Source organism: Ligilactobacillus equi DSM 15833 = JCM 10991, assembly GCF_000615765.1.
GTDB lineage: Bacteria > Bacillota > Bacilli > Lactobacillales > Lactobacillaceae > Ligilactobacillus > Ligilactobacillus equi.
In genome coordinates this window covers 44684-56882 of sequence record NZ_BAMI01000007.1, presented here as the reverse complement: position 1 = coordinate 56882, position 12199 = coordinate 44684, and the positions used below count along the sequence as shown (strand labels likewise).

Below are 12199 nucleotides of genomic sequence, written 5' to 3'. Positions count from 1 at the left end.
GGGGGTAGTTGACTGCTGAGTTTGTTCAATTAGAATTACTGAAGTTGCTTAAGTGTGAGTTCATAACTAATAGTTCCTCGGTTAGCGAGGATAAAAAGGTGATCAAAGAGAAGTACTAACCAGGCGAAAGCTAAGGAAAAAGCTGAAATTTCAAAAACTGTTAGAGAGAGATAACCAATAAATTGAAATAAAATTTCTAAACCGATTAAGCCAACGCCACTAAGAATAGAAAGATGTAAAAAACGCGAACTTATGTTGGGTAGGAGCCACTTAATGAGTACAATCAAGATGATTATCATAATAACTAAGAAGTTGGCTACTTGTACGTGCCAAAAGTGGAGGTGGGGATTATTGGGAAAAAGCCCAATACCTGCTAAATTCAAGGCGATTAATGATAAAATTATGCGTAAATAAATGAGTTGTTGAGTTTTAGGCAAAAAGACGAAGATAAAATCAATTAGCGCTAAAAAAATTCCTGCTGCTAAGATTAAGGTTAGGTTAAATTGCCACCAAGAGTTTGATTGGTTAGTACCAAGGTAGCTAAGATTATATTGCCACCAATGCAAGTTTTGGTTGGTAGCCATAGCTAAGACAACTCCCCCAATAATTACGACAGTGAAGAGGCTGCGTAAAAAAGGAATTGTTAAACGGTAGCCAATCACCGCCATGAGATAATTAAGAGCTAAGTTAAGGCTCATGAAGATGACTAGGGTAGTAATTTTATCAAAAGATGCTCCGCTAAAGAGGAGCTTAATGATTTCAAAAAAGCCTACAATTGAAGTTGCTAAAATTGCGGTGAAACTAAGAATAATACTCGGGAAGTTACGCCAAAAAATAATCTTTTTTTGAGTTTTAAATGCTACGTTTTGGCAGAACTCATACGTAAAAGCAATTAAGCCACTAATGGTTCCGAGAATTAGTAGGTAACTCGCGATAGAATTAGGACCTGTAAGAGAAATTTGCGAATATGGCTGTTTCCAAAGTAATATCGTGAAGAGAACACTAGTGGTGAAGGTTAGCCAAAGGGTTAACGTTAAATCAACTTGTTGGTTTAATTCTTTCCTTTTTATAGTAATACTACCTTGGTTGACTGTAAGTTCTAAAATATCTTGACCAGTAAATCCCGCGGCTTTAAGCGCTGCTTGTAAATATTGAGTGTCGTTTTTCATAAACTATCTATTCTCCTTGGGTTAGTTGTACAGTAAAAAAGTCGACTGTATCTAAACAATCAACTTTTAAGTTGTTTTTCAATTATTTGCAGGTACATCCGCAGGTGCACTTGGTTGAGGTGAAGCACTACTTGGTTGTGAAGTTGACGTGCTAGTTTGAGAAGACTCACTAGCAGAAGATTCTGCTGAGGAACTAGGTTCAGTAGTAGAGCTACTTTCGCTAGAACTTTCTTCTGATGAGCTTGATTCACTCGATTGAGAGGACTTAGATGAAGCTGAAATCGAAGAAAGCACAGAAGAAACACTCTTGATTTTACTTGAAATAATGTCAGGATCTTCAGAGCCAGCAAGATAGTAGTAAGTATCCCCATCAATTCGTTTTGGATAGACATTGCTTGGTCGTGTCCAATCGGAATTGGTAACTCCGCGGGAAAGATAAGTCATCATATCACGGTAAAGGTAAAGTGGTATGCTACGAGCTACGGAATCAGACATAAAGTGCTTGTAAGGTTGATCGTAACCAGTCCAAACAGAAATGGAGTAATTCTTAGTATAACCATTAAACCACCCGTCCATGATGGAATTGCTTGGAACATAAACCTTGGAGTCTGAAGGGTAACCGTTAGTTCCAGTCTTCCCAGCTTGGTAAAGGCCAGAGATAGATGCTAAATTACCTGTTCCGTTACTTGAAGTGATAACTTTCTTTAACATGGCGGTAATCATGAAGGACGTGGAACGGTCCATAGCACGTACCCCTTCACTAGCGTATTCCTTAACGTCACCGTTTGCTGTAACAATCTTATTGATATAAGTTGGTTGGTAATAGGTCCCACCATTGGCGAAAGCGGCATAGGCAGCGGCGTTTTGTAAACTTGAAGCATCAAGACCAATAGCATTCGAGTAGTGTAGATTTTTTATATTAAAACCTAACTTAGACAGGAATTGAGTCGATTTATCAATTCCAACCTTTTCTAAGGTTTTGACGGCAGGAATATTACGTGACTCAATTAAAGCTTGTTGCATGGACATATCCCCTTTATAGGCATGGTCAAAGTCATTAACCGCCACACTTGTACCGGGATAATTGTAGGCCGTATCACTCAATTTGTGATATGTGGCCCAACTTAGGTATTGAATAGCAGGGCCATAATCTACTAATGGCTTAGCTGTTGAAGCTGTAGAACGGTTCGTTTGTACCGCTCGGTTTAGACCATAAGTTGTATCGGAATTATTTCGTCCCCCAATCATGGCTACGATTTTACCGTTGTTGGGGTTAACTACCGTGGCAGCAACTTGTAAATTATCGTCAGGATAACCAATTAATTCCGAATTAGCTAATTCATATAATTTTTCCTGGGCATCCATGTCAACGTTAGTGTAAATTTGTAAGTTACCAGAGTAAGGATCATATCCTTTATCGCTAGCATCTTTGATAACTTGTTTTAAATAAGCATCGGCCCAGATGGCACGCTTACTTCTATGGGTATCTTCTTGTTCAGCTTGAGGAATCAAGCCTTCTTTAACACTTTGCGCTTTAGCAGCTTGATATTCAGACTTGCTAATTTCTTCATTATTGTACATGGCTAACAAGACATCATTGCGACGGCTAGTAGCGTACTCGATGCTGGCATAAGGGTTGTAAGATGAAGGGGCGTTAGGAATTCCAGCAATTAGAGCTGTTTGGGCTAAATTAAGTTTTTTTAGGGATTTACCATAATAATACTTGGCAGCAGTTTCCATCCCGTAAATTCCGTTCCCCATATAAACCTTATTGACATAGAAATTTAAGATTTCGTCTTTACTGTATTGGCGATCAAGTTGTAGGGCTAACCAAGCTTCTTGGGCCTTACGTTTTAAGGTTTGGTCAGAACGCTTGGTTGAAAAGTAGGATAACTTAATTAATTGTTGATCAAGAGTAGACCCCCCTTGGAGACCTGCTGAGGCGTGGGTAATGTTAGCCAAGGTAGCAGCTACAATTCGGTAAGGGTCAACCCCATTATGCTTATAGAAACGTTTATCTTCAATCGAAGTTACCGCATCCTTAAGCTCTGAGGGCATTTGATTAGCAGAAATGGTTTGCCTTTTTTCAGCTCCTAAAGAAATAATTTTATTACCTTGGGAATCGTAAATTGTAGTTTCACTTGAACTATTTAATTTATCAACATTTAAGGTTGGTGCGGACTTAGCATAGACAAAAAATACCGTTCCTAAAATAACGAAACCTAGAACAAATAAAGCGAAAACGATAGCGATAATTTTTTTCCAAAGTTCGCCACCTTTACTTGGTTTGCGACGACTGCGACGCACGTTTTCCTGGGCTTGTCGTCGTGAAGTGCGCGAGTATTTTGGTTCTTGCTCACTCATAAATAATCTGCTAAACGAATTCAAAGGCAAATTACCCTTATTTCGCTAGCTTTCTCCTCCTTATTAAAGATGTCTCTTTGAAACTTCAATTAGTTGGTCAACATAATCGAGGTATGGGAGACGTGGTTTAATACGATAATCAATTTTCCAACCGACCTGGGCAATTTCGTTTTTGGGAATTGACTTTCGTCCGGTAGTCTGTTGATCCCAATAAGTAAAGAGCAGGTCAGCTGGCATTAGAAAAACCTCCTGACTTTTTGAAAAACGCACAATAGTAAAACAAATGCCACCTTGCTTTTGGCAAGCACGCATATGCTCGATTTGATGGGGATGAAAATTACTTAGAGGAAAGGAAGCTAAATTTCGTGTTTCCTTAGCTTCAAAATCTAAGTAGTATCCCCGGTAAACGCCATTATAGTCCGTTGTCGAAGGACGCTTGAAGTAAGCTTCTTTGATGACCGCAGCACTTCTTTTAGGATAGTCAACTTTGACAATCTGTAACGGAATTGGTTTCTTATGAATAACGGCTTTTTGTGTAGCACGGTAATACTGATTACTATCGTTAATTTCTTCTTCAAGGGTCATCCCACGATTACCGTAGTTTACTTTACTAGGCGATGCTTTAATTTTTTGTGTGGGCATGTTTTGTGGACGAAAAGTTTTTCCATTTGGGTAATGAATAACCATAAAAATCCCCCCTGATAACTCCATTATACCAAATGTTGGCAAATATAAAAGCGTCTTGTTTAATTTAAAAAAACGTCTAAAATATAAGGTAGGTATTAAAGTAAGAGAGGGGGGATAACCGTGAATATCTGGCTAAGTGGCTATCGAAGTTATGAATTAGGTGTTTTTAAAGATAATGATCCTAAAGTAACGGTGATTAAGCAGGCACTACGTAAAGAGTTAATCAACTTATTGGATCGGGGGTTAGAGTGGGTTTTGACAGGCTTACAGTTGGGAGTTGAACAATGGGGAATTGAAGTCTGTTTGGAACTCAAATCGGAATATCCCCAATTAAAAATTGGGGCTTTGGTAGCTTTTAGCAATTTTGGTCAGCAGTGGCAAGAAGTTAACCAAAGTAAGTTAGTTCAGCTTAAAAGTCAAGTCGATTTTTTTGGCGAGGTTAGTAAAAATCCTTACCGAAGTCCGCAACAGTTGCGTAACTATCAAAATTTCATGTTGTCCCATTGTCATGGAGCGCTCTTAGTTTATGATCCCGAATTTGAGGGCAAGAGTAAATATGATTATCAGGTTCTCAAAGAACGAGAAGATTTAAATTTAAGCTTAATCGATATGGATCAGTTACAAAATGAGGCTGAACTTTATCAAGAAAAAGTACAAAGAGAAAATGATTACTAAAAAATATTAAAAAAATACTAGTCAAAAACACTTAAATTTGCTATAATTTTATTGTTATGAGTTAAGTTCCTAAGTAGGAAATGAGGTGCATTCCGGTGGAAAATGTTAATCTTACACCTAAAGACATCATTAACAAAAATTTTAGAAATAAGGTTCGTGGTTACGATCCGGCTGATGTCGATGAATTTTTAGATATTATTATTCAAGACTATGAATACTATACTAAGGAATTTCAACGGCTCCAATCTGAAAATGAACGATTGGTGGCTAAGGTTGATGAATTAACCAAGCAATTAGAAGTTGGTGGGACTAATCAAATAAGTCGCTCTGCTTCTGCTTCGACAAACATGGATATCCTAAAACGTTTGTCCAACTTAGAGCGTCACGTTTTTGGTGGCACACAGCTTAACGACGAAAGTCAGAGTAATCGCTTTTAAAAGTAAATAATTTTGTAAATTTCGGGTAATCGCGGCATATTTTTATATGCTGAGGAAAGTCCAGGCTTGCACAGACTGCGATGTCTGTAGTGATCGTACTCACTGAAAAAATAAGGTGGGGCACCATTTTGGTGACGGCGGATAAAAGAGCTAAGGCTTAGCTAAGCTTGAGTAGTCCTGAAAAGTGCCACAGTGACGAAGCTGCTTTGGAAACAAAGCAGGTGGAACGCGGTAAACCCTGCGAGCAGGTAACCCAAACTTTGGTAGGGGCGCTTCAAGGCGGAAATGAACAAACCTTGGGGGCAAGTAGAAATACTTGGAGATAGATGATTACCACGTTGATTAGCCGACCTGGGCTAGTTGACGTACGGAACTTGGCTTATAGAGATTTACAAAGCAGGTAAAGGGTCGGGACTTGTCTCGACCTTTTTTAATGAACAAATGAAAATTTATGCTATTTTATTTATGGAAGGAAAATTTTATGACCAAAAAATTTAAATTAATTGCTACTGCTGCAGCTGGGATTGAAGCTATTGTTGGAAATGAATTACGCCACTTAGGTTATGAAAAGGTTCAAGTAGAAAATAGTCGGGTGCGCTTTGAAGGAGATGTAACTGACATCATAAAAACCAATCTTTGGTTACGGACTGCTGATCGCGTAAAGATTGTGTTGGCTGAATTCGAAGCACGAACTTTTGAAGAATTATTTCAAGGAACTAAAGCTGTAGCCTGGGATGAATTACTACCAATGGATGCAGCTTTCCCTGTTTCCGGTAAATCACAGAAATCAGCTCTACACAATGTTCCTTCTGTACAAGCTATTACTAAAAAAGCAATTGTTAACCAATTAAGTGAAGCATACCATCGCCGAACCCGTTTACCTGAAACGGGAGCACTTTATCCTATTGAAGTGGCGATCAATAAAGATAAGGTTATGTTAACCTTAGATACGACTGGATCTTCGCTTTTTAAACGGGGTTACCGGGTTGCCAAGGGGGGCGCGCCGATGAAAGAAAATATGGCTGCAGCTTTAATTTTGCTAGCCCATTGGTACCCTGAAAAGCCTTTTGTAGATCCTGTATGTGGTTCGGGAACCTTACCAATTGAAGCAGCTATGATTGGGTACAATATTGCCCCTGGTTTGATGCGTTCCTTTGCGTTTGAAAATTGGAGCTTTGTAACTCCTACTTTAGTTAAGCAAATTAAAAATGAGGCCAAGGCGCAAGCTAATTTTGACGTTGAATTAGATATTACAGGTTACGATATTGATGGCTCGATGATTGAAATTGCTAAGGAAAATGCTCGGGCGGCGAATTTAGAAGATAGTATCACATTTAAGCAGCAAGCAGTAAAAGACTTTAAGACGGATAAAATTAATGGAGTTGTAGTAGCCAACCCACCATATGGGGAAAGATTAAGTGATCAGGAATCTGTACGCCAACTTTATAAGCAGATGGGACAAGTTTTCTTACCGCATGAAAGCTGGAGTGAATATATTTTGACCTCTGATCTTGAGTTTGAAAAATATTACGGGAAAAAAGCTAGTAAGAAACGAAAATTATACAATGGCTCCTTACGAACAGACTATTTTCAATACTGGGGCAAGCGAATCCGTAATTAGCCTAGAAGGTGCTCTTTACACAAGAGAGTGCCTTTTTCTTTTGGGAAATTTAGAAAGTTTAGACTGAAAACTGATGAATGGTTGATAAAAATTTTCGCTTTAAAAATTAATTTTTATCTTAAATACAAAAAATGCTATACTAAAGCAGAAGAAAAATTTGAAGGTGAGAAATAATCATGGAATTAAAAATGCAGTTATGCCAAGAAATTTTGAGTGCTGAGAAAATAGTGATATTGCGACACGAACGTCCTGACTTTGATGCTTTAGGTGCTCAATTAGGTTTAGCGCAAATTATTCGTGAAAGGACACAAGCCAGAAATTTAAATTTAAAGGTGGGCGGTTTGCGTCCTGATGAGTTAGCAGACTTTGGTGAAATGGATACCTTGACCCCACAAGATTTTACGGATAGTTTGCTTATTGTGGTTGATACTGCCAATGTGGCGCGGATGGACCGTGGTAATCTAGCTGATAGTATGTCAGCCGACGAGATGTTTATCCAAGCTAATCGGATTATCAAACTTGACCACCATCCTAAGACGACGGATGCCGGGTATCCGGCTGAAACGGAAGAATTAATCGTGACTAGCGCTTCCAGTTCCTCGGAAATTATTGCAGATTTGTTCCAGGTACAAGGTGACCAAGTGAGTTCGGAAGTTATTACCTTACTTTACAAGGGAATTATGGGGGACACTGGACGTTTGGCTTATGCTTTTTCCCATACCACCATGGCTGTTTTAGCTCAAATGATGACAGGGTTTGAGGCTCAGATTTTGGTGAACATCAACCACCAATTATCAGTAGCTAGTTTAGAAGAAAGTCGGATGAAAGGGTATATTTACGAACATCTCCGAGTTGAAGGTGATACAGCTTGGATAATAATTAATCAAGCACAACTCAAAGCCAAGGGTTGGTCAGCGAGTGTGATTGCCAATTTTGTAAACCTTTTGGGGAGTGTTGAAGGTGTAGAAAAATGGGTTATGTGTGTTCAAAATGAGGATTTAGGTTGGCGATTACGTCTCCGTTCTCAAAGCACGGTGATTAACGTCTTAGCTCAAGAATATGCAGGTGGTGGGCATCCATATGCTTCAGGGGTTCGTTTTAAAGCAGGTGAAGAAGCGAAGCTAATGGAATTGATTACCAGGCTAAAGACGGTTAAATAGTTTTTGTTTTTATCGTGCGGGCTTTTGTCGCGATGGTTTATCATCACGGGAAAGCTCGCCTTTTTAGGTCAAAAATTTTTATTGATAATCTAATTGATGGAATTAATCGAGCTGACCAAGAGAAGTAGCTATCTGGGAAATATTAAATCATATGTTATTGTTGATTAAGTACAAATACTTTTAAGTTAAACGGAAGTATTTTTTACGTTGACAGTAGTTCTTTAGTTCAACTAAACTTAAAGTGAAGGGGGGATGATTACCCATGTTGGAAGTGAAAAACTTAAATAAATATTTTGGTAAACAACAAGTTTTAAAAGAGGTAACTTTTCAAGTTGCAAGCGGGAGTATCATGGGTTTGATTGGTAAAAATGGTTCTGGAAAGACTACGACGTTCCACTGTGCCTTAAACTTTTTGGATTACCAAGGTCAGATTCGTTTAAATGGAGAAAAAATTAGTAAAGAAAGCTATGAAAAAATTGGCTATTTACCTGAAGAACGGAGCTTGATGCCTAAATTAACTGTTTTTGATCAGGTTCGTTATTTAGCTAACCTTAAAGGAATTTCTACATCTCAGGTTCAAAAGCAACTCCCACTTTGGATGGAACGTCTTCAAGTAGTGGGTAAAATTGATGATAAAATCAAGAGCCTTTCTAAGGGGAATCAGCAAAAGATTCAACTAATTGCAACCTTATTGCATCAACCGGATTTTATTATTTTAGATGAACCATTTAGTGGTTTAGATCCGGTCAATACGGAAATTCTAAAACAAGTAATTTTATCGGAACAAGCACGTGGGGCAACGATTATTTTTTCTGATCACTCTATGAATAATGTCGAAGAACTTTGTGATGATGTAGTTATGATTAATCAGGGACAGGTGGTATTAGATGGACCGATTCAGTCAGTTAGAGAGAGCTTTGGACTTAGTCGTCTTTTTGTACGTGCCAGTCTAACTGCTGCAGAGTTAGCCAAATTACCCGGAGTGGCAGAGGTAAATTTAGAAAAAAGTGGGGCTTATCGTTTAGAATTAAGTGACCCGAGCCAGGGGCAAAACATTTTTCAAATTTTGGCTGCACAAGGTCCCATCCGTACCTTTGATCAGCAACCTCCGACACTTGATGAAATTTTTAAGTTGAAAGCTGGGGTGGAAATGTGAAAAAATTAATGATTGTGGCCCGAGAAACTTATGTACGTCAAGTTAAATCTTGGGCCTTTGTTTTGCTATTATTGAGTCCCTTTATCTTTTTTGGAATTTCCTTAGGAATTGGCTATTTTATCGGTCATCAAGAGGCTACAAATCAAAGAATTGCGGTGATTACTAATGATAGAGAGTTGAGGCAAAGTTTAAAGAAAGATAAACAATTAACTCTGGCTTATACAAAAGTTGCTAAGGCAGATCAAGCCCTTACTGCACAAAAAATTGCTGGCTACGTGGTAATCGATAATCAAGCGGATCAACGCTTAGTGGCAACTTATCAGGGTGTAAAGACACTAGATACAGAACTTAAGCAAAAGTTAACTACGGTGTTAAATCAAAGGCAGTTAGCGCTTAATTATGCTCGAGTTGGTTTAACTGTAGAAGAACAAAAACAGTTACAGCAAGTCCCTGTTTTTAATGAAAAAATAGACTCTGAGTATAATAATAAAGAAACAGTTAAATTATTATCAGTAATGATTTTAATTATTTTAATGTACTTTATCTTGCTAAATTATAGTGCAACCACTGCCCAAGAGATTGCGGCTGAAAAAGGGACCAAAATTATGGAAGTTATTTTTTCCAGTATTCCAGCCAAAACTTATTTTTATGGCAAAATTTTGGGACTTTTCGGGGTGATTTTTACTCAGGTTTCAATTTATTTACTGGGTGGCGGAATTTTGTATAGTTTTTTGCCAAAGCTTGGCGAAAAGTTTAACTGGTTAAAGACTAATCAAAGTCTAATTACTGATGTTATTCAAAATTTATTATCAGTTAGTCTCCTCTATGTAGTTTTAGGAGTGGTACTGTATACAATATTATCTGCTTTTTGTGGTGCCTTGGTTGTACGTGTTGAAGATTCGAATAAGGCTGTGCAACCATTGATGTATCTGATTATGGGAGGCTTTTTTGGAGTGATGGCGCTGGCTGCTTATCCAGAAAATATTATCGTACGAGTATTGTCCTATGTTCCTTTCTTATCTTCTTTTTTTATGCCATTACGTTTGATTGATGGCAGTGTAGGTGGAGGGCAGGTACTAATATCATTGAGTTTATTACTTATGACAATCTTCTTACTTGCTAATTACATTGCGAAAATTTATTTTGGTTTAATTTTACAAAATGACGACATTAGCTTGTGGCGAAGTTTCAAGAAGGCTTTAACCATCAAGTAAGGGAAGATGAGGCTGGGAAATAACTAGTTTTTTAGAAATACAAGAATAACAATATTAAAAACCTTAAGAAGTCAATGTTTTTAGAACGGAATTTTTAGGGTTTTTGTTTTAATACTTATCAAGTAAAAGTTACTTTAACTTAAATTAAAATAAAAAAAGCAATTAGGTGAAAAAGTCTAGGACGATATTTTGCAAAACTCCATGTAATACTTTAAAGACTGACAAAAGTTCTATGGATAAATTTTTTTAACTAAATTTACAAAAAATCATTATCTCGAGGGATACAATAAAGCTATATGAGATTCTATTGAAGGGCACATAAATCTCTATTTATCAGAAAAATTCAGTTCACGCCCTATAGCGTGGAGCGTCGAAGGAGTCAATACATTAGCTGAGGTCCGGATGTTGTATACAACAAAATAGATATTTTCGAAATCCGTAAGCAAAAGCTAAAGAAACACACGAAGAATGATAAGTACTACGAAAACCCTCAAACTAGGGTTTTAACGTCAAATTCTAGATTGAACAGGGCAATAGTTAACGTTGGGAAAAAATACAAAAACTTACAAATGCCGTCATATCACCAATAAAAGTGAATTACCCACAAAAAGTTTTGACTATCTACCTTAAAGATTGACTTGCACATTCAAAAAATAAATGAGATAATGAAGGCCGAATAATATGTGATTTATCTAAAATATAACAACGGGGGAAGCATATGATGAATGTGAAAAGCATACCGAAAAACATGAATCAACTCCTTCCAATTAATGATGAGGTTCAAGAACAATGGCAATCAATTGTAGAATTATTAGCAAGTTTGCTAGATGTGAAAGTTGCGCTAATTAACCGCCTATATAATGGTGAACTTGAAAATATGATTGTAAATGAAGCCGGTCTTGAGTATTACAATGTTAGTGGTCTTGGTGTGTTGAAAGATTGCCAAATCTATTGTGAACGAGTTATTTCAGAGGATGACTTTTTTGAAATTACGAATGCAGATAAAGATGACATTTGGAAACACTCTATCGGGGCTAAGAAGGGACTCATTACTTATCTTGGATGCCCGATTCATAATCCTGATGGGGAATTATATGGGACACTTTGTCTTCTAGATGATCGTGAAAAAGTCTTTAAGCCAGAAGTTAGAGAAATGATGCTAAAAATGGCTAAAATAATTGAGGACCACTTAATTTTAATTCAGTCAAGTAATACAGATTATATTACAGGTTTCTATAACCGTAAGACTTTGTCATCTTTGGTAGATGGTCCTAGTGGGGTAGGAACTTACACTACAGCGATGTTAATTGACATCGATATGTTTGAAATATATAATAATCATTTTGGTCGGCTCGGTGGTGATCGCATGCTAAAGCAAGTTACCGACATTATTCGAGATAGTATCGACAATAAAGCTGAGCCATTTCGTTATAGTGGTGACGAGTTTTTCATTTTATTCGAAGGAATTAGTTATGACCAGACGAAAAAGCTAGCCGAACTTATTCGGATGAGAATCGCAGAAGAAACACGAGTAACAGTTAGCATTGGAGTTGCAGAGGTTGATGCGAAGCAAACAGTCCATGAGTTATTTATTAAAACTGATAAAACTTTGTTTAATGCGAAAAATAATGCAGGCAACATTGTGATGGATAGTTAACTGAAATTAGGAATATTTTAAGAAAGTAAGAACCGCTAGAAATTTCGCTGTAAAAACGT

The 12199-nt window shown here is 37.4% G+C and carries 10 protein-coding genes and 1 other RNA gene; 8 read left to right on the top strand and 3 right to left on the bottom strand.

All coding sequences use genetic code 11. From position 1 onward, the window contains the following. Window positions 1–35 precede the first annotated feature (35 nt). The 3 genes from JCM10991_RS03045 to recU all read right to left on the bottom strand — a co-directional run bounded on the left by JCM10991_RS03045 (window position 36) and on the right by recU (window position 4220). Entirely contained in the window at window positions 36–1169 is a 1134-nt protein-coding gene (locus JCM10991_RS03045; protein WP_025020515.1) for a DUF998 domain-containing protein, read from the bottom strand. 78 nt (window positions 1170–1247) lie between these two features. Beyond that, window positions 1248–3533, bottom strand: coding sequence for a transglycosylase domain-containing protein (locus tag JCM10991_RS03040; protein WP_025020514.1), 2286 nt, complete (start codon window positions 3531–3533; stop codon window positions 1248–1250). Window positions 3534–3596: 63 nt separating this feature from the next. Beyond that, window positions 3597–4220: a Holliday junction resolvase RecU gene (gene recU, locus JCM10991_RS03035; RefSeq protein WP_025020513.1), complete on the bottom strand. Its 624-nt coding sequence runs from the start codon at window positions 4218–4220 to the stop codon at window positions 3597–3599. A gap of 120 nt (window positions 4221–4340) precedes the next feature. Here recU and JCM10991_RS03030 point away from each other — a divergent pair, with 120 nt between their 5' ends. The 8 genes from JCM10991_RS03030 to JCM10991_RS02990 all read left to right on the top strand — a co-directional run bounded on the left by JCM10991_RS03030 (window position 4341) and on the right by JCM10991_RS02990 (window position 12140). Beyond that, the gene (locus tag JCM10991_RS03030) at window positions 4341–4895 is read left to right on the top strand and encodes an SLOG family protein (protein WP_025020512.1); all 555 of its coding nucleotides are present in this window, start codon (window positions 4341–4343) and stop codon (window positions 4893–4895) included. Between the two features lie 95 nt (window positions 4896–4990). Continuing rightward, window positions 4991–5332, top strand: coding sequence for a cell division regulator GpsB (gene gpsB / locus JCM10991_RS03025; RefSeq protein ID WP_025020511.1), 342 nt, complete (start codon window positions 4991–4993; stop codon window positions 5330–5332). Window positions 5333–5349: 17 nt separating this feature from the next. Continuing rightward, window positions 5350–5719: RNase P RNA component class B (gene rnpB, locus JCM10991_RS14805), an RNA gene on the top strand. A 94-nt stretch (window positions 5720–5813) separates the two neighbouring features. Next, window positions 5814–6953, top strand: coding sequence for a THUMP domain-containing class I SAM-dependent RNA methyltransferase (locus JCM10991_RS03015; RefSeq protein ID WP_025020510.1), 1140 nt, complete (start codon window positions 5814–5816; stop codon window positions 6951–6953). Window positions 6954–7129: 176 nt separating this feature from the next. Beyond that, the gene (locus tag JCM10991_RS03005) at window positions 7130–8113 is read left to right on the top strand and encodes a DHH family phosphoesterase (RefSeq protein ID WP_025020509.1); all 984 of its coding nucleotides are present in this window, start codon (window positions 7130–7132) and stop codon (window positions 8111–8113) included. Between the two features lie 262 nt (window positions 8114–8375). After that, entirely contained in the window at window positions 8376–9269 is an 894-nt protein-coding gene (locus tag JCM10991_RS03000) for an ABC transporter ATP-binding protein (protein WP_025020508.1), read from the top strand. Next, on the top strand, window positions 9266–10483 hold the full coding sequence (locus JCM10991_RS02995; protein WP_025020507.1) for an ABC transporter permease: 1218 nt from the start codon (window positions 9266–9268) through the stop codon (window positions 10481–10483). Before JCM10991_RS03000 ends, JCM10991_RS02995 begins: the two co-directional genes overlap by 4 nt. A gap of 748 nt (window positions 10484–11231) precedes the next feature. Next, a complete protein-coding gene (locus JCM10991_RS02990; RefSeq protein ID WP_162149486.1) occupies window positions 11232–12140 on the top strand; it encodes a sensor domain-containing diguanylate cyclase in 909 nt (302 codons plus the stop codon). Window positions 12141–12199 lie beyond the last annotated feature (59 nt).

Coding starts and splice junctions, on each gene's coding strand:
- JCM10991_RS03045 (WP_025020515.1), bottom strand. CDS start 1,169: ATGAAAAACGACACTCAATATTTACAAGCAGCGCTTAAAGCCGCGGGA.
- JCM10991_RS03040 (WP_025020514.1), bottom strand. CDS start 3,533: ATGAGTGAGCAAGAACCAAAATACTCGCGCACTTCACGACGACAAGCC.
- recU (WP_025020513.1), bottom strand. CDS start 4,220: ATGGTTATTCATTACCCAAATGGAAAAACTTTTCGTCCACAAAACATG.
- JCM10991_RS03015 (WP_025020510.1), top strand. CDS start 5,814: ATGACCAAAAAATTTAAATTAATTGCTACTGCTGCAGCTGGGATTGAA.
- JCM10991_RS03005 (WP_025020509.1), top strand. CDS start 7,130: ATGGAATTAAAAATGCAGTTATGCCAAGAAATTTTGAGTGCTGAGAAA.
- JCM10991_RS03000 (WP_025020508.1), top strand. CDS start 8,376: ATGTTGGAAGTGAAAAACTTAAATAAATATTTTGGTAAACAACAAGTT.
- JCM10991_RS02990 (WP_162149486.1), top strand. CDS start 11,232: ATGAATCAACTCCTTCCAATTAATGATGAGGTTCAAGAACAATGGCAA.